This window comes from Arthrobacter sp. B2I5 (assembly GCF_030816735.1).
In the GTDB taxonomy this organism is placed as follows: domain Bacteria; phylum Actinomycetota; class Actinomycetes; order Actinomycetales; family Micrococcaceae; genus Arthrobacter.
Window position 1 is genome coordinate 2,819,770 of record NZ_JAUSYF010000001.1, and the last position, 23,630, is coordinate 2,843,399.

Annotated in this window: 23 protein-coding genes; 5 read left to right on the top strand and 18 right to left on the bottom strand. The window is 66.5% G+C overall.

From position 1 onward, the window contains the following. Nucleotides 1–57: 57 nt before the first annotated feature. Genes QFZ60_RS13240 through QFZ60_RS13250 form a run of 3 tightly spaced genes read right to left on the bottom strand, consistent with a single transcriptional unit; the run spans nt 58 to nt 3,146 of the window. Complete coding sequence (locus QFZ60_RS13240; RefSeq protein WP_056338346.1) at nt 58–1,749, bottom strand: ribonuclease J; 1,692 nt, start codon at nt 1,747–1,749, stop codon at nt 58–60. Between the two features lie 40 nt (nt 1,750–1,789). Continuing rightward, a complete protein-coding gene (gene dapA, locus QFZ60_RS13245) occupies nt 1,790–2,698 on the bottom strand; it encodes a 4-hydroxy-tetrahydrodipicolinate synthase (RefSeq protein ID WP_307090965.1) in 909 nt (302 codons plus the stop codon). A gap of 58 nt (nt 2,699–2,756) precedes the next feature. After that, complete coding sequence (locus QFZ60_RS13250) at nt 2,757–3,146, bottom strand: hypothetical protein (protein ID WP_307090968.1); 390 nt, start codon at nt 3,144–3,146, stop codon at nt 2,757–2,759. 102 nt (nt 3,147–3,248) lie between these two features. Between QFZ60_RS13250 and QFZ60_RS13255 the strand changes: the two genes are divergently transcribed. Further along, the gene (locus QFZ60_RS13255; protein WP_307090970.1) at nt 3,249–4,484 is read left to right on the top strand and encodes a heparan-alpha-glucosaminide N-acetyltransferase domain-containing protein; all 1,236 of its coding nucleotides are present in this window, start codon (nt 3,249–3,251) and stop codon (nt 4,482–4,484) included. Between the two features lie 63 nt (nt 4,485–4,547). On the opposite strand, the gene QFZ60_RS13260 is transcribed toward QFZ60_RS13255, so the two are convergent. The 7 genes from QFZ60_RS13260 to QFZ60_RS13290 all read right to left on the bottom strand — a co-directional run bounded on the left by QFZ60_RS13260 (nt 4,548) and on the right by QFZ60_RS13290 (nt 10,291). Continuing rightward, complete coding sequence (locus tag QFZ60_RS13260; RefSeq protein ID WP_307090972.1) at nt 4,548–5,021, bottom strand: hypothetical protein; 474 nt, start codon at nt 5,019–5,021, stop codon at nt 4,548–4,550. A gap of 3 nt (nt 5,022–5,024) precedes the next feature. Continuing rightward, on the bottom strand, nt 5,025–5,795 hold the full coding sequence (gene dapB, locus QFZ60_RS13265; RefSeq protein ID WP_307090973.1) for a 4-hydroxy-tetrahydrodipicolinate reductase: 771 nt from the start codon (nt 5,793–5,795) through the stop codon (nt 5,025–5,027). A gap of 86 nt (nt 5,796–5,881) precedes the next feature. Further along, nucleotides 5,882–6,373, bottom strand: a complete 492-nt coding sequence (locus QFZ60_RS13270; protein WP_307090974.1) for a molybdenum cofactor biosynthesis protein MoaE — start codon at nt 6,371–6,373, stop codon at nt 5,882–5,884. Next, nucleotides 6,363–6,893, bottom strand: a complete 531-nt coding sequence (locus QFZ60_RS13275) for a molybdenum cofactor biosynthesis protein B (protein WP_307090975.1) — start codon at nt 6,891–6,893, stop codon at nt 6,363–6,365. Before QFZ60_RS13275 ends, QFZ60_RS13270 begins: the two co-directional genes overlap by 11 nt. Further along, nucleotides 6,890–7,381, bottom strand: coding sequence for a cyclic pyranopterin monophosphate synthase MoaC (gene moaC / locus QFZ60_RS13280; RefSeq protein WP_307090977.1), 492 nt, complete (start codon nt 7,379–7,381; stop codon nt 6,890–6,892). The genes QFZ60_RS13275 and moaC overlap by 4 nt, the downstream gene beginning before the upstream one ends. Next, the gene (gene glp, locus QFZ60_RS13285) at nt 7,369–8,625 is read right to left on the bottom strand and encodes a gephyrin-like molybdotransferase Glp (RefSeq protein ID WP_307090979.1); all 1,257 of its coding nucleotides are present in this window, start codon (nt 8,623–8,625) and stop codon (nt 7,369–7,371) included. The genes moaC and glp overlap by 13 nt, the downstream gene beginning before the upstream one ends. A 55-nt stretch (nt 8,626–8,680) precedes the next feature. Next, nucleotides 8,681–10,291: a molybdopterin-dependent oxidoreductase gene (locus tag QFZ60_RS13290; protein WP_307093309.1), complete on the bottom strand. Its 1,611-nt coding sequence runs from the start codon at nt 10,289–10,291 to the stop codon at nt 8,681–8,683. A 174-nt stretch (nt 10,292–10,465) separates the two neighbouring features. Between QFZ60_RS13290 and moaA the strand changes: the two genes are divergently transcribed. The 3 genes from moaA to QFZ60_RS13305 all read left to right on the top strand — a co-directional run bounded on the left by moaA (nt 10,466) and on the right by QFZ60_RS13305 (nt 13,636). Then, entirely contained in the window at nt 10,466–11,593 is a 1,128-nt protein-coding gene (moaA, locus tag QFZ60_RS13295) for a GTP 3',8-cyclase MoaA (protein WP_307090981.1), read from the top strand. A gap of 5 nt (nt 11,594–11,598) precedes the next feature. Next, a complete protein-coding gene (locus QFZ60_RS13300; protein WP_307090982.1) occupies nt 11,599–11,865 on the top strand; it encodes a MoaD/ThiS family protein in 267 nt (88 codons plus the stop codon). A 115-nt stretch (nt 11,866–11,980) separates the two neighbouring features. Then, entirely contained in the window at nt 11,981–13,636 is a 1,656-nt protein-coding gene (locus QFZ60_RS13305; RefSeq protein ID WP_307090984.1) for an HNH endonuclease signature motif containing protein, read from the top strand. A gap of 74 nt (nt 13,637–13,710) precedes the next feature. Here the strand turns inward: QFZ60_RS13305 and QFZ60_RS13310 are convergent, their stop codons facing one another. Beyond that, nucleotides 13,711–14,892, bottom strand: coding sequence for a LuxR family transcriptional regulator (locus QFZ60_RS13310; protein ID WP_307090986.1), 1,182 nt, complete (start codon nt 14,890–14,892; stop codon nt 13,711–13,713). Nucleotides 14,893–15,029: 137 nt separating this feature from the next. Between QFZ60_RS13310 and QFZ60_RS13315 the strand changes: the two genes are divergently transcribed. Then, entirely contained in the window at nt 15,030–15,311 is a 282-nt protein-coding gene (locus tag QFZ60_RS13315) for a hypothetical protein (RefSeq protein WP_307090988.1), read from the top strand. A gap of 17 nt (nt 15,312–15,328) precedes the next feature. Here QFZ60_RS13315 and QFZ60_RS13320 read toward each other — a convergent pair whose 3' ends face one another. From QFZ60_RS13320 to QFZ60_RS13350, 7 genes are all read right to left on the bottom strand, one after another. Next, entirely contained in the window at nt 15,329–15,835 is a 507-nt protein-coding gene (locus QFZ60_RS13320; protein ID WP_307090990.1) for a DUF1579 family protein, read from the bottom strand. Nucleotides 15,836–15,982: 147 nt separating this feature from the next. Then, nucleotides 15,983–17,326, bottom strand: coding sequence for a pitrilysin family protein (locus QFZ60_RS13325; RefSeq protein WP_142121063.1), 1,344 nt, complete (start codon nt 17,324–17,326; stop codon nt 15,983–15,985). Between the two features lie 112 nt (nt 17,327–17,438). Next, nucleotides 17,439–19,700, bottom strand: a complete 2,262-nt coding sequence (locus tag QFZ60_RS13330; RefSeq protein WP_307093311.1) for a polyribonucleotide nucleotidyltransferase — start codon at nt 19,698–19,700, stop codon at nt 17,439–17,441. A gap of 240 nt (nt 19,701–19,940) precedes the next feature. After that, on the bottom strand, nt 19,941–20,210 hold the full coding sequence (gene rpsO, locus QFZ60_RS13335; RefSeq protein WP_043452786.1) for a 30S ribosomal protein S15: 270 nt from the start codon (nt 20,208–20,210) through the stop codon (nt 19,941–19,943). 186 nt (nt 20,211–20,396) lie between these two features. Further along, nucleotides 20,397–21,656, bottom strand: coding sequence for a kynureninase (locus tag QFZ60_RS13340; protein ID WP_307090993.1), 1,260 nt, complete (start codon nt 21,654–21,656; stop codon nt 20,397–20,399). Next, nucleotides 21,653–22,507 carry a tryptophan 2,3-dioxygenase gene (gene kynA, locus QFZ60_RS13345; protein ID WP_142121058.1) on the bottom strand — a complete coding sequence of 285 codons (855 nt, stop codon included), beginning with the start codon at nt 22,505–22,507 and terminating at the stop codon, nt 21,653–21,655. The genes QFZ60_RS13340 and kynA overlap by 4 nt, the downstream gene beginning before the upstream one ends. A 54-nt stretch (nt 22,508–22,561) precedes the next feature. After that, complete coding sequence (locus QFZ60_RS13350; protein WP_307090996.1) at nt 22,562–23,545, bottom strand: bifunctional riboflavin kinase/FAD synthetase; 984 nt, start codon at nt 23,543–23,545, stop codon at nt 22,562–22,564. Nucleotides 23,546–23,630 lie beyond the last annotated feature (85 nt).

The window sequence follows — 23,630 nt, forward strand, 5'->3', positions numbered from 1 at the left end:
CCCGGTCCATGAAGAACCGGGCCCCTCCGGGGATCCACTGACGCGGTGCGCCTGGTGTCAGGCCTCGAGCACCACGGGAATGATCATGGGCTTGCGGCGCAGCTTGCGGTTCACCCAGGTGCCCACGACACGGCGCACCACCTGCTGGAGCTGGTGGCTGGTGTGGTCGGCGTGGTTCTGGACCGCTTCCTCCAGGGCAGCGTTGATCTTGGGGATGATGTCATCGAACACCGAATCGTCCTCGGCAACGCCGCGGGCGTGGATCTCGGGCCCGGACACCACCTTGCCGGTGGCGCGGTGGATGACCGTGATGATGGAGATGAAGCCCTCATCGCCCAGGATGCGGCGGTCCTTGAGGTCGGCGTCGGTGATCTCGCCCACGCTGGAGCCGTCCACGTAGACGAAGCCAACCTCCACCTGGCCAACAATGTCCGCCTGGTGGTCGCGGAGGTCGATGACGGTGCCGTTGTCCGCAAGGATGACGCTGGCATCCGGGACGCCGGACTCAATGGCGATCTTGCCGTTGGCAATCAGGTGCCGGGTTTCGCCGTGCACCGGCATGGCATTGAGCGGCTCAAGGATGTTGTAGCAGTACAGCAGTTCACCGGCGGCGGCATGGCCGGAGACGTGGACCTTGGCGTTGCCCTTGTGGATCACGTCGGCGCCAAGCTTCAGGAGGCCGTTGATGATCCGGAACACGGCGTTTTCGTTGCCGGGGATGAGGCTGGAGGCCAGGATGACGGTGTCGCCGTCACCCACCACCACCCGGTGGTCGCCGTTGGCCATCCGGGACAGGGCGGCCATGGGCTCGCCCTGCGATCCGGTGGACATGAGTACCACGCGGTTGTCCGGGAGGTTGTCGATGTTCTTGATGTCCACGATCAGCCCGGCGGGGACGTCCAGGTAGCCCAGCTTCTCGGCAATGGCCATGTTGCGGACCATGGAGCGGCCCACGAAGGCCACCTTGCGGTTGTGCTTGGCCGCGGCGTCCAGGACCTGCTGCACGCGGTGGACGTGGGAGGAGAAGGAGGCCACGATGATGCGTTTGGTGGCCTGGCCGAACAACCGCTCCAGCGTGGGGCCGATTTCCTTCTCCGCGGTGGTGAAACCGGGGACGTCGGCGTTGGTGGAGTCGGACATGAAGAGATCCACGCCTTCTTCGCCCAGCTTGGCGAAGTGCCGGAGGTCGGTGATGCGTCCGTCCAGCGGCAGCTGGTCCATCTTGAAGTCGCCGGTGTGCAGGACCGTACCGCCAGCGGTGCGGATGAACACGGCCAGGGCGTCCGGGATGGAGTGGTTCACGGCCACGAACTCGCATTCGAAGGGCCCGAACTTCTCCACCTGGCCCTCTTCCACGGTCAGCGTGTAGGGCCGGATGCGGTGCTCCTGCAGCTTCGCCTCGATCAGGGCGAGGGTCAGCTGGGATCCCACCAGCGGAATGTCATTGCGCAGGCGCAGCAGATACGGCACGGCGCCGATGTGGTCCTCGTGGCCGTGCGTCAGGATGACGGCCACGACGTCGTCCAGCCGGTCCTCGATGTACGAGAAGTCGGGCAGGATCAGGTCAACGCCGGGCTGGGTCTCCTCTGGAAAGAGGACGCCACAGTCAACGATCAGCAGCTTGCCGTCGATTTCGAACACGGCCATGTTCCGGCCGATCTCCCCCAGGCCGCCAAGCGGAACGATCCGAAGCGTGCCCTGGGGCAGGCGCGGAGGGGTGACAAGGCCGGTAAGGGCAGATTGGGTCATAGTGCACTACTTTCCAGGCGGAAGGGTGCCGGTCTTAGCCTCAGGAGAAGACCAGCCCCGCTTCCGCCAAATCCCCGCGGATGGTTTCGATCTCGGTTTCGTCCGGCTCCACGAGGGGCAAACGGACAATCGAGTTGGGCAGGACTCCCTGCCATTTAAGAATCTGTTTGGCCGCCACGGCGCCCTGGACCCGGGTCATGGTGGCGCGGACCACCGGCTGCAGCTCGAAGTTGATCTTGCGCGCGGTGCCGAGGTCGTTGGCGTTGATGGCGTCGATGAGTTCGCGGAAGCGGCGGGTGGCCACGTGGGTGGTAACGCCCACCAGGCCGACGGCGCCCAGCGCCATCCAGGGAAGAGTCAATCCGTCGTCGCCCGAGTAGAACAGGAGGTCCGTTTCCGCCATGACACGGGTGGCTGCCATGAAGTCGGCCTTGGCGTCTTTGACGGCCACGATGTTGGGGTGCTGCGCCAGCCGGATCATGGTGTCGGGTTCAATCGCGATGGAGGACCGTCCGGGAATGTCGTACAGCATGACGGGTACGTCCACGGCAGAGGCGATGGTCTCGAAGTGGGCGCGGACACCGGCCTGGCTGGGCTTGTTGTAGTAAGGGGTCACCAGGAGGAGGCCGTCGACGCCGAGGGCGGCAGCCTGCTGGGAAAGGTGGACCGAGTGCGCGGTGTCGTTGGTACCGGTACCGGCAATGATGGCCGCACGGCCGCCCACGGCGTCCTTCACGGCGCGGAACATGCCAAGATTCTCGTCGTCCGTCAGCGTGGAGGTTTCCCCGGTGGTGCCGGTGACCACCAGGCCGTCACAGCCGTCGTCGACCAGCTTGCTGGCCAGCGCTGCCGCCTGGTCGTAATCCACTGCGCCGTCCTTGGTGAACGGCGTGACCATGGCGGTCAGGAGGGTACCGAGGGCAGGGATATGCGCGGAAGAGTCAGCCATGGAAAAAACGTTACCTTGTCCCCGGCTGGTTAGGACAATGCCACGGGCGTGACAAGCGTCAAATACGGTTCCGGCCGGACTGCCGCGCGTCCGTTCCGGCATGGCAATAGCGGCCGACGGCGGCCTGCCGGAGGTCCTCCGCCCAGGAGGCGAGCCGCTGCGCCGCCCGTACGTAGTGAAACAGCTCGGTGGGGGTCAGGGCGTCAATGTCCGTTTCCGCCAGCCGGCGCGCAAGCTCCGCCCCTTCCGGCTGGGCGGCCAGGCTGACGCCTTCCCGTTCCCACTGGACGTCCTCGGCGGGGCGCCCGGAGACAAGCTGGCGGAACAGGTAGTCCACCACGCCCGGGCTCATGGCTTTCAACAGCCCGCCTCCGGCGTTCCCGTCGGCGGACACCGGTGGAAGGGTGAATCCCTGCGGGCCAACGGCTTCTGGTGGTGGCATCTCCATGGCCCCCATCGTATTCGAACATATATTCGAATACAAGGGTGGGTTGTACTGGGTCCTCCGCTGCGACAGCAACGCCCCGGGCGCATGTGAGACGATCTGGTCATGACGTCCCGCACCCCGGCCACCCGGCCCCGGAAGACCGCAAGCCGTCACCAACCGGGCCGCCTTCGCGGCGTCGATGCTGCCCGCGGCCTGGCGTTGCTGGGCATGATGGCCACCCACCTGCTGCCGACATTCGAATCGAATGCGGGCCTCACGCCGACTTGGATCGGCCTGACGTTTTCCGGACGCGCCGCCGCCCTGTTCGCCGTGCTGGCGGGCGTGGGACTTGCCCTGTCCACGGGGAAGGACAAGCCGTTGCAGGGCCCCGAACTCTCGGCGGCCCGCCGCGGCGTGGCACTGCGCGCCCTGGTGATTGCCGCCGTCGGGCTGACCCTGGGGGGCCTGGAAGTGAATGTGGCCATCATCCTGGTCCACTACGCCGTGCTGTTCCTGTGCGTCCTTCCCTTCCTGGGACTGGGCGTGAAGCGCCTGTGCGCGTGGGCTGCCGGGTGGATCCTGGTGTCACCGGTGCTGGCCTACCTGCTGCGGCCCTGGCTCCTTGCCCCGGAGCCGCCCCTGAGGCTGGGCCACAACCCCCGCTGGGAGGACCTCGGAACACCGTCCGGGCTGCTCGCCGACCTGTTCCTCACGGGCTACTACCCCGTCCTGCAGTGGCTGGCCTACCTGCTGGTGGGGCTGGCCATCGGCCGACTGGCCCTGGCCAAGGCAGTGGTGCCCGTGCTGCTGCTGGTGGGCGGAACAGTGGTGGCTGTGGTGTCCAAGACCCTGGGAGTGACGGCGATGGAGGATTGGGGCGGCCGGGAGGCGCTGGAGAAGGTCCTCAACTCACCGGGATACCCGCTGGGCAGCATACTGCAGGTGAACCTGGCCGGACTGCCCCAGGAGGGTTCGTGGTGGTGGCTGGCATCGGCCGCACCGCATTCCGGCACCCCGCTTGACCTGCTGCATACCTCGGCCGTGGCGGCGGCCGTCATCGGTACGTGCCTGCTCCTGGAGCGCCTTGCCGAATGGGTGGACCTGGACCTGCTGCTGCCGTTGCGGGGCCCCGGTGCCATGACGCTGACCCTGTACACCGTCCATGTGTGGGTGGTCTCGGGCTTCTACCTCAAGCCCCTGCCGGCAGGATGGGCCGAGGACGGGATGTACTTTGCCCACGCCGCCCTTGCCATCGGTGTGGGCATCGTGTTCGCACGGCTGAGGTGGCGGGGCCCGCTGGAGTGGGTGGGCCACGGCGCGAGCCTGGTGGGGCGTGGCGGCTTTAAGGCCCTGGCCTGAACCTGCCGCACCAGCCGCCAGACGTCGGCCGTCCGCCGCGGCAGCAACGCGGGGTCAGGACAACTAGGACGCCGCGGTGAAGAGCTTGACGGCGTCACGCATGGATGCGCGCGCCCGCTTGCGGTCCCCTGCCGCGTCATAGGCACAGCTCAGCCGGAACCAGGAGCGCCAGTCGCCAGGAGCAGCCTCGGCTTCCACCCTGTACTTTTCGAACTCAGCGTCGGCAGCGGCGCGGACGATCCTGCCGCCGGGTGTGCGGGGAAGGTCATCCACGGGCAGCCCGCCCTCGGCTTCCAGGACCTTGGCCATCTGCTCCGTGCGGGCGCCGAACATCAGCTCGCGGATCAGGGCCCACGCGCCGACGATAGGCAGCACCAGGTAGGCGGCGCCGATGGCCTTGGCCGTCAGGTTGCTGTCCGCCAGGAGCAGGAGGGAGCGCTGGAAGGAGACCACCAGGTAGAAGACCAGCAGCAGGGTCACCGCTCCCACCCAGATCTTGGTGCGGTTCTTGCGGAAGCCTGCGGCGAAAGCGTTCACGGCCTAGAGCCCCAGGTCCAGGTAACCGTCCAGGCCTACGGTCAGGCCGGGGTGCGCGGCGACGTTGCGCACGCCCAGGAGCACGCCCGGCATGAACGATGCTCGGTCGAAGGAGTCATGGCGGAGGGTCAGCTGCTCGCCGGGACCGCCCAGCAGGACTTCCTGGTGTGCCACCAGGCCGCGGAGCCGGACGCTGTGGACGCGGACGCCGTCCACCTCGCAGCCGCGCGCGCCGGCACGTTCGGTGGTGGTGGCATCGGGGCTGGGCGGCACCTGCACAGCCTTGCGTTCAGCGGCAATGAGTTCTGCGGTGCGGACGGCGGTGCCGGAGGGGGCGTCCACCTTGTCCGGATGGTGGAGTTCGATGATTTCCACGGATTCGAAATACTTGGACGCCTTCGCGGCGAAGGCGGAGGCCAGCACCGATCCCAAGGCAAAGTTCGGCGCAATGAGTACACCTGTTTCCGGATGCCCGGCAAGGAGGGATTCCAGCGCGGACAGGCGGTCGGCGTCCCAGCCGGTGGTGCCCACCACCGCGTGGATTCCATGCTCGACGGCGAAGCGGACGTTCGCTTCGGTGCTTTCGGGGACTGTCAGGTCCACCAGGTACTGGGCACCGGAGGCGGTCAGCTGCTCCAGTGAGTCACCCCGTCCCAGGGCTGCGACGAGCTTCATGTCGGGCGCGGCATCAATGGCCTTGACAGCCTCGGCGCCCATGCGTCCGTTGGCACCAAGGACGGCCACCAGCTTGGAAACGGGGTGTTGTTCGGTCATAGCGTTAACCCTACCGGCGGGACAGGTTGGTGCAGGAACCGGGCAGCGTGCGTTACCTCGCAGTTGGGCATAGTGCGGGCGCAGCATCAGCCGCCGGCGCCGACCCATTCCACGGTGCCGTCCGCGAAGAACTGTTCCTTCCAGATGGGCACCTGCTCCTTGATGCGGTCCACCAGTTCGGAGCAGACCGCAAAGGCCTGCCCCCGGTGCGCAGCGGATACCGCACACACCAGCGCCGGGTCCCCGATCTCCAGCGTCCCGATCCGGTGTGCGGCCCAGATCCGGACCGGCTGGCCGGCCGTGCCCCCGGAAGTTTCCCCGGCAGCCTCCTCCCCCACCGCGTTTTGTTCGGCAACCAGCCGGGCGACGACGTCGGCCATTACCTGGTGGGCCGTGGGATGCGCACTGTAGCTGAGGCGCTCAACGGCCTTGCCGCCGTCGTGGTTGCGCACAACCCCGCTGAAGCTGACCACTGCGCCCGCAGTGTCGCTTTCCACCGCGGCAATCGCCTGGTCCACGGAAATAGGATCCGCGCTCAGGACCGCCCGCACTACCTCGAATGCTGCTTCAGTGCCCATGTCCGCCTTCCAGCTGGTCGCAAAGGTGCCCGATTACCGGGTCCAGGACGCTGAGTCCGTCCATGACCCCCTTCGGTGACCCGGGCAGGTTAACAATAAAGGTCCGGCCCGCGGCGCCCGCGTAGCCCCTGCTCAGGGCGGCCAGCGGGGTTTTTGCCGCACCTGCCCGCCTGATCGCTTCCATGATTCCGGGGATCTCCCGGTCCAGCAGGGGCAGGGTGACGTCAGGCGTGCGGTCGTCCGGGCTGAGGCCGGTGCCACCGCTGGTGATGACGACGGCGGGTCGCTGTGTGAGGAGCGCCCTGATGGCAGCGCCCACGGGCTCACCGTCGGGGACCACCATGGCCGGGTAGACCTCGAAGCCGTGTTCCGTGAGCCAGTCGGTGATTACCGGGCCCGTTTCGTCGTCGTAGATGCCTGCTGCGGCGCGGGTGGAAGCGATCACGACACCGGCCTTCCGCCCCAGCACATCGCCGTGCCGGTGGGGTTCGGAGACGTCCAGGATGTTGGGGTTGGTCACAGTGCCCAGTCTCCGCTCTTGCCGCCGCTCTTGGCCAGCACCTTGATATCCGTCAGGACAGCATGCTTGTCCACTGCCTTGATCATGTCGTAGACACTAAGGGCTGCCACCGACACCGCGGTCAGGGCCTCCATTTCCACTCCGGTGACGCCCCGGGTCTTGACAGTGGAGCTGATCGTCACGGCGTCAGTGCCGAGCTCGAAGTCAACGGTGACTTTTGAAAGGGGCAACGGATGGCAGAGCGGAATCAGGTCCGGCGTCTTCTTGGCGGCCATGATGCCTGCCACTCGGGCCACGGCCAGGGCGTCACCCTTGGGGAGCCCGCCCGTGCCCAGGAGCTGCATCACCTCGGCGGTGGTCCTGACAGTGGCGGTGGCCGTAGCCTCCCGGGTAGTCTCCGCTTTGGCGGAGACATCCACCATCTGGGCGCTGCCGTCCTGGCGCAGGTGCGTCAGTGCGGGGGTATTTTCTGCGTTCACAGCATCCATACTTCCACCTCGTCGCCGTCGGCGAGTTCCGTTACACCGGCAGGGACGTGGACCAGGACATTCGATCCGGCAAGGGCGTGCATCAGGTGCGAGCTCTCGCCGCCCTCCAGCTTTACGGTTCCGTCCGGCCGCAGGTTGCCGCGCCGGACCTGGTGCTTGTACCCGGGCGAGGTGAGTTTCCCGCCCGCCTCGCCAAGGTCAAGGCGGGCGCGCAGCGGCAGCCTTCGGGCCGGGGTTCCCAGCAACTCCGACAGTGCGGGGCGGAGGAACATCTCGAAGGACACCAGGCAGCTGACCGGATTGCCGGGAAACCCGAGGAAGGGGACGCCGTCGAACGTTCCCAGTCCCTGGGGCCCGCCCGGCTGCATGGCCACGTGCAGGAAGTCCACCGGCTGGTCCGCCATCGCCTGCCGGACCACCTCGTAGGCCCCCTTGCTGACCCCGCCGGTGGTGACGATCAGGTCAGCCCCCTGGCCTTCGGTTCTGAGCATCGCCTGAAGCGCTGCCGGGTTGTCGGTGGAAATTCCGGTGCGGCGGACTGCCAGGCCCGCCTGTTTCATGGCGGCTTCCAGGAGGGTTCCGTTGGAGTCGTAGATTTTGCCCGGCGGGAGTGGCCGGCCCGGTTCCACCACCTCGTCCCCGGTGGTGACCAGCAGGACGGTCACGGCCTTGTAGACCTCAACGTCCGGCATTCCAAGCGCCGCCAGCAGCCCCAGTTGGGCGGGACCAAGGCAAGTGCCGGCGGCGAGGGCCCGCTCCCCCGCCGCGATGTCGCTGCCGGCAACGCGCACGTATGTTCCCCGTGCGGTGGCAGGCAACGTCACAATGGCGCCATCGCCTTCCGGAAGGAAGTGGTCAGGCTTTGCCTTTTCAATGGGTACGACGGCGTCGGCACCCGCCGGGATCATGGCACCGGTCATGATGGGCGCGGCTGTTCCCGGCGCGAGCGGTTGCGGGCTTGACCCGGCGGGAACCGGGGGCATGATGCGCAGCTCGGTGCCGCCGTCGGGAATGTCAGCGGAACGGACGGCATAGCCGTCCATCTGGGAATTCGCGAAGGGGGGAAGGCTGAGCGGCGCCAGGAATCCGTGCACCAGGCCGCGTCCCAGCGCTTGGCTGAGCGGCAGGGTCTCCGTGCGGTCTGCTGCGCCGAACTGCTGGAGGAGGTCAGCGACGGCGGCGGCGTGCTCGGCGACGGACCGCGCAGTGTGCTGGACGCGGCCGTGCTGGGTGTGGCTGGTCATGGGTACGCCTTTGGTCTGGGCCATCGGGAGTCTGGCCGTCAGGGGGTCTGGGCCGTCAGGATTTCACGTCCACTCTAACGGTGTGGAATCCGGTGGCCCCGTCGGGCGCAGGGGGGCGCGCGGTTTCGTCCTGGGGTTGGCCAGCCAGGTTGGTGGCGCGTACCTGGACCTCGTATTGCCCCGGGGTGAGGTCTACGGCCAGCTTCCACTGGTACCAGGTGTCGGCTGAGATCCCCGTGGCGAGATCCGCTTCCCGCCACGGTCCGCGGTTGACCCGCAGTTCCACCTTCCGGATGCCGATGTGCTGGGCCCACGCGACGCCGGCAAAAACAACGGTTCCCGCATTGACCGGGCGGCCGCTGCGGGGGACGTCGATGCGGGACGACGTCTTGATGGGGCCGCGCTCGGACCAGCCACGCGGGGTCCAGTATCCGGCGTCGTTGGCGAACCGGGTGACTTTGAGTTCGGTGACCCATTTGGTGGCCGAGACATAGCCGTACAGTCCCGGAACCACCAGGCGGACCGGGAAGCCGTGCTCCAGCGGCAGCGGTTCGCCGTTCATGCCCACGGCGAGCAGGGCGTCCCGGTTATCGGTGAGGACCTCCAGCGGCGTCCCGGCGGTCCAGCCGTCGGCGCTGCGGGAGAGGACCATGTCGGCGTCCGGCCGGGGACCGGCCTGGGCCAGCAGTTCCCGGACCGGCCAGCCCAGCCAGCGGGCATTCCCGATCAGGTCACCGCCCACGCCGTTGGAGACGCAGGCGATGGTGATGTGCCGTTCGGTCAGCGGCTTGGCCAGGAGGTCGGCGTAGGAGAGCTGGACTTCCCGGGCCACCATTCCGGTTACTTTGAGGACCCAGGTATCCGGGTTCACCGCCGGGACGGACAGCGCGGTGTCGATCCGGTAGAAGTCCCGGTTTGGGGTCACCAGCGGCGTCATCCCTGCAACACCCGAGTCGGCAGCAGCCGGCACGGGCTTGGCCGGGGATGCCGCTGTGGGAAGGGTGATGCGTGCCCGGGCTTCGGTGACCGCCATGGTGGCCCCGCGCCAGATTCCCGCCAGCACTCCTCCCACCGCGGAAGCCGCTGCGGTGACACTGAGGAACTGGAAGAAGCTGCGGCGGGATTGCGCGGCCACGGGGCTGGCCGTGGTTCCGGCAGCGGCAGCAGGCTGGCTCGCACTTGGGTGGACGGGCACTGACACGTCCCACGCGTGCAGCCTTTGCACCAAGACGCGCAACAGCACGACGGCGGCGCCCGCGGCCAGGAGCGGCGGGATCAGTGACATGGGGGTCATCTGGGAACGGGTCAGCACGGCGGCCGCTCCGGCGAGTCCGAAGATTCCCATGACGGCAGCACCTGTGAACCGCCGGCGGTACTCGAGGACTCCGGCCAGCGCGGCCAGGGCAGCGATGACCAACGCCATGCCCACGAGGAGCGCTGCCTTGTCGGCCGTGCCGAAGACGGAGATCGCCCAGTCTTTAACGCCCGGAGGGACGGCGTCGATGACGGCGCCGCCAACGGCTGTCAACGGTGACAGGGATGGGCTGACAACCCCCGCGGCCAACTCCCCCGCTGCCACACCGGCGCCTGCCGCGGCTATCCCGGCAGCGGCAGCCCAACCGCCCCTGGCGCGTGGGACTGCCTGCAGCGGGACGGGACTCTCCATACGCTCCCCAAGGCCGGCGCCGTCGTCGTCCGCCGTGTGCCTGTGCTGGGAACTCTTCACAACTTCCAGCATAGGTTTGCGAAGGGTCGCCGGCGGCGGTGCGCCCATATATCTTGCCCAGCTGAGTCTGGTCACAGGTGTGATGGGCGGCTCAACGTGGCGTAGCCTGATTTCATGAGTGTCCAGCTAGGCATGCCCCAGCCGCGGGAGGAAGCAGCGTCGGCGCTGCCCGGCGTTCCTGCGCGCCGCCCGGCCGATGCACCGACCGGGCTGGTGGATCGGTATGGCCGCCGCGCCACCGACATGAGGCTGTCCCTGACGGACAAGTGCAACCTCCGCTGCACCTACTGCATGCCGGCGGAGGGCCTGGAATGGCTCGCCAAGCAGGCTGTCATGTCTGCCGGGGAGATCGTGCGGATTGTCAAGGTTGGCGTGGAGCAGCTGGGTGTCCGCGAGCTGCGGCTGACCGGCGGCGAGCCGCTTGTCCGGCACGATCTGGTGCAGATCATCGCGGCGCTGCGGGCCAACCACCCGGACCTGCCGATCTCCATGACCACCAACGGTGTTGGCCTGGCCAAGAAGGCCGCTGCCCTCAAGGAAGCCGGCCTGACCCGCATCAATGTGTCACTGGATTCCCTGCATGAAGAAACGTTCACCAAGCTGACCCGACGTCCGTTCCTGGGCCAGGTCCTGGCCGGTGTGGACGCCGCGTGGGCTGCCGGCCTGGGCCCTGTCAAACTGAACGCTGTCCTGATGCGCGGCATTAACGACGCCGAATCGCCGCAGCTGCTCGACTGGGCATTGGGGCGCGGCTACGAACTGCGGTTCATCGAACAGATGCCGTTGGATGCCGATCACGGCTGGACCCGACGCAACATGATCACCGCCGCCGAGATCCGCGATCTGCTGTCCCGCGACTTTGTCCTCAGCCCCGATCCCCGCGCGCGTGACGGAGCCCCTGCGGAGCGGTTTGAAGTACGACGGCGGGCGGCAGGTTCGGCAAATCCGGCTGGTCCGGTGCTGGGAACCGTCGGAATTATCGCTTCCGTCACCGAGCCGTTCTGCTCGGACTGCCGGCGCACCAGGATCACTGCCGAGGGCAAGATCATGAGCTGCCTGTTCTCGCGCGAGGAGTTCGACCTGCTGGGCCTGCTGCGGGCAGGCGCCACCGACCAGGAACTGGCGCAGCGGTGGCAGGACGCCATGTGGATCAAACCAAAGGCCCACGGCATGGACCATGTGGGACTGGATGCTCCGGACTTCGTCCAGCCGGACCGCAGCATGAGCGCTATCGGGGGCTGACTGGAATGCTGGTACGTTATTTTGCTGCCGCACGCGCTGCCGCAGGCTTCGAGGAAGAAAAGTTCGAACTTCCGGCTGGTGCTACCGTGGCGGACCTGCTGGAGGCGGTGCTGGCCGTGGAGCGTGCCGTACCCCCCGCCGGAACCCCGCCGCTCCCCCGGATCCTTTCCCGCAGCAGCTTCCTGCTCAACGAGGTGGCCGTGCGGGACCACTCGACCGTTCTTGGTCCGGACGACGTGGTGGACGTGCTGCCTCCGTTCGCCGGCGGGTAAGTATCCGGGTTGTAGGCGGAACAGCTTCTTGAGGCTGCCCTGGTCTTTTTGATGGTCAGCCCTCTGATGGCCCGGCGCAACTTGGAATGTCAGACCCCCGTTGGAAGATGCTCTTATGGGAATCAGCAGCGGTGGCGGGGTGGTCTTGGAGGGGGTTCACTCCTCTATGGCCGCCCTCGATGCGCTTGCTGCTGAGGATGCATTCCTGGCTGCCGGGGTTGGTATTGGGGCTGATGTTGATGTGTTGCAGCGGCGGTACGGGCTCCGGCTGGAACGGCTGGAGGTGGTGAAGCGGCTGGAGGCGCAGCTCGCCGCGGTGAAAGCCGGTGATGTTGCCGAAGCCGTTGCCATTCAGCACGCCATGCTTCCTCCGGAGGCCCCTGTGCATGAGCGGACGTATGCGGAGATGTCAGCGGTGGAGGAAATCGCAGGGGTCCTGACCATCAGCTCAGGCGCTGCCGGGGCGTTCGTGGAGCAGTCCCAGCGGGTGTGTTCCCTCCCGCCGGTGATGGAAGCCTTGGCCGCCGGGGACCTCTCCTGGCAGCACGCCAAAATCGTTGCGGACGAAACCGAAGGCCTCACCCCGGACGGTGCCGCCGCCCTGGTGGCACACTTCTTCGACCCCGATGCCCCGAACCCAGCCCGCGGCGCCGCACCCGGTGAGCTGGTTCCGTCCCGGTTCCGGGCGAAGGTCCGGGGGTGGCGGGAGCGCCACCACCCCGAAACCCTGGAGAAACGCCACGCCAGGGGCGTCGCGGACCGGCGGATGGAATACACCTCGGACCGCGACGGCATGGCCTGGATCTCGCTCCGCCTCCCCGGCGACACCGCCTGCGCCATCTGGAACCGCACCACCGCCACCGCCCGCGGCCTCCAAGGCCCCGACGAAACCCGCACCCTCACCCAACTCCGCCCCGACATCGCAGCATCACTGCTCCTCGGCACCGGAACGCCTGCGCGTGAGGCTGCTGCGGGTGAGACGGCAGGGAGGACCGGTGATGCTGCGGCAACAGGCGCAGGCAGCGTTTCCGGTACCGGGAGCGCTGCGGGGAGCAATAGTGATATTGGACGAGTCCCCACGCCGCGGGCCGACGTCCTGGTCATGGTGCCGGTGTTCTCCCTGCTCGGTGTCACCGACGAACCGGCGGTGCTGGACGGCCTGGGCCCCATCCCGGCATCCATGGCCCGGAAACTCGTCGCGGACGGGGCGGACTCGTTTTACCGGGTCCTGGTCGACCCCCGGGACGGGGCCCCGCTGGAGATCGGCCGCACCCGCTACCGGCTGCCGGAGACCATCAAACAATGGATCCGGATGCGGGACGGAAAATGCACCTTCCCCGGCTGCAGCAACCGCACCCCGGACAACGACATCGACCACCTCACCGCCTGGGACCACGGCGGCACCACCGGCACCAGCAACCTGGCACAACTCTGCCCCAAACATCACCGGCTCAAGCACGCCCGGTCATGGAACCCCGACCCCGCGACGGAGAACGGCTCTCCCGGCTGGACCTCACCCACCGGCCGCCACTACAAACCCGAACACCTCGACCGGGAACCAACCCACTGGCCACCAGGAATCCTGGAGTCACTAGCCGAGATGCCGGATTGGCCGGACGTGCCGGAAGTGCTATGTGGAGAGCCACCCGATGACCGCTTCATTGGCCCGGATGAATTGTCGCCTGCTGATCCGCTATGGGACGAGTTCTACGCCATGCCCTTCCGCTTGCCGCCGGATCCAGAATCGAGCTGGCAGTTGCTGCTGTCGTGAAAAGTCCTGCTGTACCTTGTGCTGGCAACGCTGGGGGTCCACTGTCCAGCGTCCGTCGCTCCACGCAGCCATTGTTACCCCAGTGAGCCGGTTCCAAGCGCCAGGGCCATCAAGGCTGCGCGGCTGTGGACTCCGCAGTTCAGGAAAATCTGCTTGAACTGGTCCTGGACGGTGTATGGCGTCACTCCCTGGGCCTCCGCCATGGTTACTGTGTCCGCACCGGCGGCAGCCAACCACAACAGCTGCCTCTGCCGTGGCGTAAGGCTGAATGCACGGGCAAAGACTTCTACCCGGTCGGAAGGCATACAGCCCTGAATGGTCACGGCCAGCGGCGGTGTCGAACCCTCTGCGGCAGGGGCAATCCGGTTGGCTCGCAGCAGGGCCCATCTGCCGGAACCAATATGCACCCTGCTCTCTGCATCATGGTGGTCCACTCCGGCCTCCCTCGCGAGCAACTGCGCAGCAACGTTCAGCACCTCGGCCGGAACGTGGTGATGCGGGACGGGACCGGGCTGCAACAGATGGAGCCATTCGTTGACCGATTCAGTCCGGCCAACCACGGCGAGGTCTTCGCTCAAGGTCAGGACACCCTGCTCGGGTAATCGCTGCCTCCCGGTATCCGGCCCAGGGACCAGGTCCTGTCCAGAAGGTCCACCGGGCAGCGCCGAGTCGCCTTTCTGGGAAGCCAGATCCAGCCCAACCATAACGTCGGGCGTGGTTCCTGCATGGAATTGCCTGCCCACGGAACGACGCAAACCCGGTGTCAGCGCCGCTGCCAGCTCAGCCAGGTAAGTGGTTTCTTCTTCCGTGAAGTCGCCTGTCTCTCCCGTCCGCCAGAGATCAAGCCAAGCCCAGCACCCGTGCTGGTCGGCGAAGACGACTGACAGCACGTCCCGAACGTCGTAGCGATTCAGCACTCCCCTCCACAACAGGCTGCGGGCAGGATCACCCTGGGTTGCGTGCTGGAGGCTCAGTGCGGGGACTGAAGAAGCCATCAACCCGGTCCAGCGCGCCGGAGCGGAAAGGTACTTGAGGCGGATGAGTGCTGGCAGTTCCTCCGGGCAGGGAATCCTGGCCCGAGGTGCCATGCCTACCGTTGTGCGGGGGTCGCAAAGAGGCCAGACGAATGCATCGAAGGGCACCATGGTGCTTACTTCCGTGAGCACGGTTTTTCGGAGAGCCTGGTGGTCCCGGATGGATCCAGCAAGAACCCGGATGCGTTCAAGGCTTCGGGCCATCGCCCAGGCCCTCTTCATTCCCCCAGTATGCTCCCGCCGGCACCACTGGACCCGACGCACCCGCCACCAGATTTCTGGGATACCGGCCAGGGACCGTGCCGTCTATGTTGGCGACGTGGGCAGCGCCCACGTCACGGACGAGTGAGGAGACTCCGATGTACACCCTGCAGATCGAACACACCATCACGGACTTCCAAACCTGGAAGACCGCTTTTGACCGCGACCCGGTCAACAGGGCGGCTTCGGGGGTGCTCTCCCATCGGATTGGCCAACCACTCGGGGACCCGCACTACATTGTGGTTGAGCTGGACTTCGCGGATTTGGACAAGGCGGAGCGATTGCTCTCGAACCTGCGCGAACACGTGTGGCATTCCCCTGCCAACGCCCCTGCGCTGGCCGGTGCGCCCAGGACGCGCATCATCAAGTCCGCGGCGTGACCTGCACGCTGACATGGTCAGACCCGGTGGAACTCTGAGCGCATGAACGGCTTGTAGGGCGAAGCCTTGCCGTTGGTGCCAGCGTCGGGCGCGTCGCCGCCGTCGTCCTTGCCTACCACATGCAACTCGGTGACGTGGGTAAGGACGTCTCCCTCGATTTTGATGGAATGGCGTGTCCACCCGGCGTCGCTGCGGCGTTCAACCCGCAGGACGCCATTCCGCCACGTGCAGCGCGCGGCAGTACCTGGCGGCGCACCGGTGCTGTCGACGTAATACCAGAGCACATCGTTGCGGACCGGATCAACCGTGAAGATGCCGTGGCCTTCGAAGTGGCTCCCGTCCGGCTCAACGTGCCGGTAGCTCTGCACTACACCGAGGCCTCCCGCCACCTGGTGGTAGGTCACCTCCGCGTCCACGCTGCGCTCCGGTCCCCAGGGACCGGAAGCCACGTGCGTGCGGCCCCGCCAGTGACCCAGCAGGTCAGATAAGGCTGGATGTGCGCGCTCCACAGTTGGCCCGTTCACCGTTCCGCCACCTCCTGTTGAAGATCATTCCCCCTCAGGATGGGCTCCGCAGGGCCGGGGCGCCAGTGGCCTCTGGAAGCAGCGCCCCACGGCAGCACTGCCAATGGCAGCCCTGTCCACGGCAGAACTGTTCTGCAGCGCCGGGTGCTAAAGCCCGAAGGTCTCGGTCTCGTCGAAGGGACCTACGACAGTGATGGTCCGCGGCGCGGCAGCGAGTTCGGCTGCAAGTTCCTGGACCTGTTCAGTGGTGACGGCTTTGATCAGCCGCAGGGTTTCATCGATGTCCTGGTATTCACCGGACACCAGTTCGGCGCGGCCCAGCCGGGACATCCGGGAGCCGGTGTCCTCCAGTGCCAGGACAATTCCGCCGCCGAGCTGCCCCACGGCCTTGCGGAGTTCGTCGTCGGAAATTCCGTGTTCGGCGAGCTTATCGAGCTCGATACCCAGCAGGTCCACCACCTGCCGCACCTTCGACGGGGTGCAGCCGGCGTACATTCCAAAATAGCCGGCGTCGGCGTAGGACGACGCAAAGGAGTAGGTGGAGTACACCAGTCCACGCTTCTCGCGGACCTCCTGGAACAGCCGGGAGGACATGCCGCCGCCCAGGACCGCGTTAAGGACACTCATGACGTAGCGCCGTTCGTCGGTGGCAACGATCGTGGGGCATCCCATAATGATGTTTGCCTGCTCCACGGCGCGCTTGACCACATGCAGGCCGGCAGTTCCCGTAATCAGGGCCCGCTCGGTGGAACGCCGCTGCACCGGCGCGGCGTCGGCCTCCAGGGACCACCCGGCGGTCTGCAGGGCATCCACCACCAGTCCGCACACCAAATCGTGGTCCAGGCCGCCAGCAGCGGTGATCACCAGTTCTTCAGGCTTGTAGTACCGGCGGTAGTGCTCCCACACCGAATCGCGGGCCACGGCCTTGATGGCGGCCGGGGTGCCGCCAATAGGCCGCCCAAGGGGGTGGCTGCCGAGGACCGCGGCGACGAAGTGCTCATGCGCCACATCCGTGGGGTCATCGCTGTCCATCGCGATTTCCTCCAGTATGACGTCCCGTTCCTGCTCCATCTCGTCAGGATCCAGCACGGCGCCGGTGATCATGTCCGCGATGACGTCGATGGCCATGGGGAGGTCGGAGTCCAGGACGCGGGCAAAGTAGCAGGTGCTTTCCTTGGCTGTTGCCGCGTTTGATTCGCCGCCCACCTCATCAAAGGCGGAGGCGATTTCCAGGGCCGTGCGGCGCCTGGTGCCTTTGAACAGCAGGTGCTCCAGGAAGTGGGTGGAGCCGTGCTGGCCGGGCGCCTCGTCCCGGGACCCCACGCCCACCCAGAACCCGATGGTTGCCGACCGCTGGCCGGGCATCGCCTCCGTGAGTACCCGCACTCCACCTGGCAGCACTGAACGCCGGACCTCGGACCCGCCGTCGGAGCCATGGACCAGGGTGTCGCCGGCGTGGTTCTGCTCAAGCGGCAGGGGTACAACAGTCATTGATGCCTTTCAGGACGGGCAGCCGGATCTGGCTGCCATCGTAACAGCGGCGGGACCGGTGGATCATCCACCGGTCCCGCCGATTCGTGCTTGTGCCGGGAAGCCCGGGCTGTTAGACCTCAGCGCCTTCAGCGGGCTCCGTGGTGTGGGCACGTTCGGTGTCGGCCTCCGCGCCTTCTTCCTCGGCTACCACCGGGGCGAGCGAGAGCTTTCCACGGTCATCGATCTTGGTGATTTCCACCTGGACCTTCTGGCCCACCGAGACTACGTCCTCGACGTTGTCCACGCGCTTGCCGTTGGCCAGCTTGCGGAGCTCGGAGATGTGCAGGAGGCCGTCCTTGCCCGGGGTCAGCGAAACGAAGGCACCGAAGGTGGTGGTCTTGACGACCGTACCCAGGTAACGCTCGCCGATTTCGGGGACCTGCGGGTTGGCGATGGCGTTGATGGCGGAGCGTGCTGCGTCTGCAGACGGACCGTTCGTGGCGCCAATGTAGACCGTGCCGTCGTCCTCGATGGAGATGTCCGCGCCGGTGTCCTCCTGGATCTGGTTGATCATCTTGCCCTTGGGGCCGATGACCTCGCCGATCTTGTCCACGGGGATCTTGACGGCGATGACGCGCGGTGCGAACTCGGAGAGCTCGTCCGGGGTGTCGATGGCCGAGTTGAGGACCTCGAGGATGTGCAGGCGTGCCTCGCGGGCCTGCTTCAGCGCTGCTGCCAGCACGGAAGCGGGGATGCCGTCGAGCTTGGTGTCCAGCTGGATGGCCGTGACGAACTCAGCGGTACCGGCAACCTTGAAGTCCATGTCACCGAAGGCGTCTTCGGCGCCGAGGATGTCGGTCAGTGCCGCGTAGCGGGTCTGGCCGTCAACCTGGTCGGAAACCAGGCCCATGGCGATGCCGGCGACGGCGGCCTTCAGGGGCACACCGGCGTTCAGCAGGGACAGGGTGGAGGCGCAGACGGAACCCATCGACGTCGAACCGTTGGAGCCGAGGGCCTCGGATACCTGGCGGATGGCGTAGGGGAATTCCTCGCGGGACGGCAGTACGGGCACCAGGGCGCGCTCTGCCAAGGCACCGTGGCCGATTTCGCGTCGCTTGGGCGAGCCCACGCGGCCGGTCTCACCGGTGGAGTACGGCGGGAAGTTGTAGTTGTGCATGTAGCGCTTGCGGGTGACGGGCGACAGCGAGTCGATCTGCTGTTCCATCTTGAGCATGTTCAGCGTGGTGACACCCATGATCTGGGTCTCGCCGCGCTCGAAGATGGCCGAACCGTGAACGCGGGGCAGGACCTCAACCTCTGCGGTGAGCTGGCGGATGTCCGTCAGGCCACGGCCGTCGATACGGATCTGGTCCTTGAGGATGCGCTGGCGCACCACGTGCTTGGTAACCGAGCGGAAGGCAGCGGACAGTTCCTTCTCGCGGCCTTCGAACTGGCCGGCCAGGTTGGCGAGGACCTCGTCCTTGAGCGCGTCGGAAGCGTTGTCGCGTTCCTGCTTGTCGGCGATCTGGAAGACAGCGGCAAGCTTTTCGGCGGCGGCAGATTCGACGGCGGCGTAAGCGTCGTCCTCGTAGTCCAGGAAGACCGGGAATTCGACAGTGGGCTTTGCAGCGCGTGCGGCCAGATCGGCCTGGGCGTCGCAGAGTGCCTTGATGAACGGCTTGGCAGCCTCGAGGCCCTCGGCCACAACCTCTTCGGTGGGGGCGGTGGCGCCCTGTTCCTTGATGAGGTTCCAGGAGTTGTCGGTTGCTTCGGCCTCAACCATCATGATGGCGACGTCGTCACCTGCAACGCGGCCGGCAACCACCATGTTGAACACGGAGTTTTCCAGCTGCGAGTGCTTGGGGAAGGCAACCCACTGCGATCCGTTTTCGTCGTTGACCAGGGCAACGCGGACGCCGCCGATGGGGCCGGAGAACGGGAGGCCGGACAGCTGGGTGGACATCGAGGAGGCGTTGATTGCCACCACGTCGTACAGCTCGTCGGGGTTGATGGCCAGGACGGTGACCACGATCTGGACCTCGTTGCGCAGGCCCTTGATGAAGGCGGGGCGCAGCGGGCGGTCCATCAGGCGGCAGGCCAGGATGGCTTCGGTGGACGGGCGGCCTTCACGGCGGAAGAACGAGCCCGGGATGCGGCCGGCAGCGTACATGCGCTCTTCGACGTCGACCGTCAGCGGGAAGAAGTCAAAGCCTTCACGCGGGTGCTTGCCGGCAGTGGTGGCGGACAGCAGTGCGGTGTCATCGTCGATGTACACCATGGCTGCGCCGGCTGCCTGCTTGGCAAGGCGGCCGGTTTCGAAGCGGATTACGCGCTTGCCGAAACGGCCATTGTCAATGACTGCTTCCGAGAACTGGATTTCGGGACCCTCCAAGAGAGTCACCTCCGTTTCTGTTTGACGGAAGTCCAGCCGCATCAACCCGGCCAGCATCTGTCTACTGGCCCTGCACCCGGTCATCGATCGAGACCCACGGGCCGCCGGCTTCAGTCAACGAAGCCGCTCCCGGGGATCACTACCGAGGACCGCGAATGCGTGATGCGGTTGATCCTCCTGTTTAGTTTTTATTTGAAGAAGGCGGCCCGTTCCGGAAGGAAAGGGCCGCCCGAAGCCAGACTAGCGGCGCAGGCCGAGGCGCTCGATGAGCGAACGGTAGCGGGCGATGTCAGTCTTCTTGAGGTAGCTCAGCATACGCTTGCGACGACCAACCATGGCCAGCAGACCGCGCTGGGTGTGGTAGTCGTGCTTGTGCTCCTTCATGTGCTCAGTCAGATCCTTGATCCGCTGGGTCAGGACAGCAACCTGGACCTCCGGTGAACCGGTGTCGCCTTCGGCGGTTGCGTATTCCTTGATGATGGACTGCTTTACAGCGGCGTCAAGTGCCACAATAACTCCTAGAAAATGTGCCGTGAGGGCCCAGGTCAGAAAATCACTGCCGGGTCTGCCGGGTACGCCTTGATCCGGCGAACCGGAGCAGGCGGACTGCAACAGGAACCAGCCGCCACGGACTGCAGCCGGATCCATCGTCCAGTTTACCGGCCCCGGCCTAACCTTGTCGAAACAGCGCGCTCCTCAGCCTTGGAGCCCGTCCCTGATGGCCGCCATGCCTTGGAGGACTTCCGTGAAACTGGTGCTCAAGGGCGACAATCCCACCCGGATGCCGTGCGGAGAGCGGAAGTCCGGGATTACGTCCCCTTCCCAAAGTGCTTCCACAGTGGCCTTGGTGAAGTCGGCATGATCCACCGTGATGTGTCCTCCGCGCTCCCCCGGGTCCCGCGGAGACGCCAGTTCTGCACCCAGCGGGGCCAGCCAGGCGTCGAAGACGTCCACCGCGAACGCGGTCAGCGCCAGGGACTTCTCCCGGATGGCAGCCATGGTGGCTTCTTCGATGAGGTCCAGGGTGCCCTGCATGGCGATCATGCCGAATATGGCGGGGGTGCCGCTGAGGAAGCCGCGGATGCCGGCGGCCGGTTCATAGCCGGCGGCCATCTCGAAGGCGTCCTTGCGCCCCATCCAACCCCAGATGGGCTGGTTCAGCGAGGGCAGGTGCCGGGCATTGACGTAGGCGAAGGCAGGCGAACCGGGGCCGCCGTTGAGGTACTTGTAGGTGCAGCCGCCTGCGAAGTCCACGTCCGCGCCGTCCAGGTCGATCTCCACGGACCCCGCCGAATGGCAAAGATCCCACACCACCAGGGCGCCGGCGTCGTGTACTGCAGCGGTGATGGCGGGCAGGTCGGCCAGGTGGCCGGAGCGGTAGGCAATTTGGCTGAGGAGGACGACGGCGGTCCGCGGCCCGGTGGCCTGGCGCACCTGCTCAAGGGTCACCCCGGCCGCCGGGTCGGGCTCGATCCAGCGGAGGGTCAGGCCTTCCTCGAGGGCAATCCCTTCCACCAGGTAGCGGTCGGTGGGGAAGTTTTCGGTGTCCAGCACCAGCTCGTTGCGGTCGGGGTCCTGCACTGCGGCCAGGGCTGCGCGGATCAGCTTGTAGAGGACCACAGTGGTGGAATCGGCGATGATGGTCTGCCCCGGCGCTGCCCCGAGGACGGCGCGGCCCAGCTGGTCCCCGATGGCCTGCGGCATGCTGAGCCACTTTTCGTCCCAGCCGCGGATCAGGCGGCCGCCCCACTCGTCCCGGATGAAGGCGGCGACGTCGTCGGCCGTGCGCTTCAGCGGCCTGCCGAGGGAGTTGCCGTCAAGGTAGGACAGGGGCGTGTCCGTGCCGATGAACTGGTCCCGGCAGCGGGCCAGGGGGTCCCGGCGGTCCAGCTCTTCGGCCCGCGCGCGGAGTTCGTCGGCGGTCACCCTGGTGGGGTTTTCCTGGTGGATGCTCATTGTCCGATCTCCGTCCTGACAGCGAATAGTTCCGGGAAGAACGTCAGTTCCAGTGCCTTCTGCAGGAAGGTGACGCCGCTGGATCCCCCGGTACCTGTCTTCATCCCGATGGTCCGCTGGACGGTGCGCAGGTGCCGGAACCGCCAGAGCTGGAAGTTGTCCTCCAGGTCCACCAGTTCCTCGCACGCCTCGTAGGCCGCCCAGTTGTCCGCCGCGTTCTCATAGATGTGCTTGAAGAGCGGGACCAGTTCCGGGGCGAACTCGTGCGCCCGGGTTACATCCCGGTCCAGGACCGAACGGGGCACGTCGAAACCCTTGCGGGCGAGGTAGGCCAGGAATTCGTCGTAGATGCTGGGTGCGGCAAGCAGTTCCTCCAGCATGGCGTGCGCTTCGGGGTCGGATTCGAAGACCGGAAGCATCTTGCGGTTCTTGTTGCCCAAAACGAATTCGACGGCTCGGTACTGGGCGGACTGGAACCCCGACGAGTTGCCGAGGAACCCGCGGAACTGCGAATACTCGGTGGGGGTAAGGGTAGCCAGGACGGACCACTGCTCGGTGAGGGTCTTCTGGATGTGCTTCACCCGGGCAATGCCCTTGAGCGCCGAACCGAGATCGTCCTCCCGGAGCCAGGCGGCCGCGCTCCGCAGCTCGTGCAGGACCAGTTTGAGCCACAGCTCCGTGGTCTGGTGCTGGATGATGAACAGGAGCTCATCGTGGTGTTCGGGCTGGCTGACCGGCTGCTGGGCGCTGAGCAGCGTGGGAAGTTGCAGGTAGGAGGCGTAGCTCATCCGCGAGCTGAAGTCGCGGACGATCCCCTTATCCAGCTTGCGGGTGTTCTTTTCGACGGACACGTGCTGCCTTTCGTTGTGCTCACCCGGTTGCTGAAGCTCCGGCGGATGCTGGAATCAGCGGCCGCTGAGGAGCTGGTGGGCCTGGGCCACATCCAGCCGCATTTGTTCCACCAGGGCCTCAGGGCCACGATAGGCCACCATGCCGCGAAGCCGCGCCACGAATTCAACAATCACTGTCTGGCCGTACAGATCGAAGTCCTCCACGGCCTCCTTGGGCCTGTCGATCACGTGCGCTTCAACCTGGCGGCTCACGCCGTCGAACGTGGGATTGGACCCTACCGAGATCGCTGCCGGCCACCGCGTACCGGCTTGGTCCACCAGCCAGCCGGCGTAGATGCCGTCAGCGGGAATCAGCCCTGAGGCGTTCGAAGAGAGGTTGGCCGTGGGGAAGCCGAGGGCCCGGCCGCGGGCAGCCCCGTGGACCACCTCGCCGCGCATCCGGTGCGGGCGGCCCAGGACGGAGGCGGCCGTGGCCACGTCGCCCTCCTGCAGGGCTTCGCGCACCCAGGTGGAGGAACAGCGCCGGTCCGTGCCGTCGTCGTCATGCAGGGGGTAGCCCTCGGCACCGAACTCGCTGATGACCTGGACGTCGAAGCCGAACTTGTCGCCCAGCGCCTTCATGGTGTCCAGGTCGCCGGAGTTGCCCCGTCCAAAGCGGGCGTCGTGGCCGATGACCACGTGGCTGGCATGCAGGCAGTCCACCAGGTACTGCTCCACGAATTCCTCTGCGGTGAGGCTGGCGAGGTCCAGCGAGTACTTGACCACCAGTATGGCGTCCAGTCCCAGTTCGCCCAGCGCCTCCAGCTTGTCGTCCAGGCCCATGATCAGCTCCGGGGCGGCCTCGGGCCGGTGGATAAGCGCGGGGTGGGGGTCGAACGTCACGGCAACGGCTTTGTCATGGGAGAGGCGGGCCGAACGGAGCAGCTGGGACAGCACCTGCTGGTGGCCGCGGTGGACGCCGTCAAAGTTGCCGAACGTGACAACGGATGGGCCGAAATCCGCCGGGACATCGGACGGATCGTTCCAGATGTAAACCATCACCCTCGCCTTAAGCTGCCTGCATCGACGTTCCGGAACCATACCGGCCGCGGAACTCTTCAAGATTACCCGGATTCATTGTGCT

What these genes read in the sequence shown, in the direction of transcription:
- QFZ60_RS13240 (WP_056338346.1), bottom strand. Translation starts at nt 1,749, where the DNA reads ATGACCCAATCTGCCCTTACCGGCCTTGTCACCCCTCCGCGCCTGCCC.
- dapA (WP_307090965.1), bottom strand. Translation starts at nt 2,698, where the DNA reads ATGGCTGACTCTTCCGCGCATATCCCTGCCCTCGGTACCCTCCTGACC.
- QFZ60_RS13250 (WP_307090968.1), bottom strand. Translation starts at nt 3,146, where the DNA reads ATGGAGATGCCACCACCAGAAGCCGTTGGCCCGCAGGGATTCACCCTT.
- QFZ60_RS13255 (WP_307090970.1), top strand. Translation starts at nt 3,249, where the DNA reads ATGACGTCCCGCACCCCGGCCACCCGGCCCCGGAAGACCGCAAGCCGT.
- dapB (WP_307090973.1), bottom strand. Translation starts at nt 5,795, where the DNA reads ATGACCGAACAACACCCCGTTTCCAAGCTGGTGGCCGTCCTTGGTGCC.
- QFZ60_RS13270 (WP_307090974.1), bottom strand. Translation starts at nt 6,373, where the DNA reads ATGGGCACTGAAGCAGCATTCGAGGTAGTGCGGGCGGTCCTGAGCGCG.
- moaC (WP_307090977.1), bottom strand. Translation starts at nt 7,381, where the DNA reads ATGGATGCTGTGAACGCAGAAAATACCCCCGCACTGACGCACCTGCGC.
- glp (WP_307090979.1), bottom strand. Translation starts at nt 8,625, where the DNA reads ATGACCAGCCACACCCAGCACGGCCGCGTCCAGCACACTGCGCGGTCC.
- QFZ60_RS13290 (WP_307093309.1), bottom strand. Translation starts at nt 10,291, where the DNA reads ATGGAGAGTCCCGTCCCGCTGCAGGCAGTCCCACGCGCCAGGGGCGGT.
- moaA (WP_307090981.1), top strand. Translation starts at nt 10,466, where the DNA reads ATGAGTGTCCAGCTAGGCATGCCCCAGCCGCGGGAGGAAGCAGCGTCG.
- QFZ60_RS13300 (WP_307090982.1), top strand. Translation starts at nt 11,599, where the DNA reads ATGCTGGTACGTTATTTTGCTGCCGCACGCGCTGCCGCAGGCTTCGAG.
- QFZ60_RS13305 (WP_307090984.1), top strand. Translation starts at nt 11,981, where the DNA reads ATGGGAATCAGCAGCGGTGGCGGGGTGGTCTTGGAGGGGGTTCACTCC.
- QFZ60_RS13310 (WP_307090986.1), bottom strand. Translation starts at nt 14,892, where the DNA reads ATGAAGAGGGCCTGGGCGATGGCCCGAAGCCTTGAACGCATCCGGGTT.
- QFZ60_RS13315 (WP_307090988.1), top strand. Translation starts at nt 15,030, where the DNA reads ATGTACACCCTGCAGATCGAACACACCATCACGGACTTCCAAACCTGG.
- QFZ60_RS13325 (WP_142121063.1), bottom strand. Translation starts at nt 17,326, where the DNA reads ATGACTGTTGTACCCCTGCCGCTTGAGCAGAACCACGCCGGCGACACC.
- QFZ60_RS13340 (WP_307090993.1), bottom strand. Translation starts at nt 21,656, where the DNA reads ATGAGCATCCACCAGGAAAACCCCACCAGGGTGACCGCCGACGAACTC.
- QFZ60_RS13350 (WP_307090996.1), bottom strand. Translation starts at nt 23,545, where the DNA reads ATGGTTTACATCTGGAACGATCCGTCCGATGTCCCGGCGGATTTCGGC.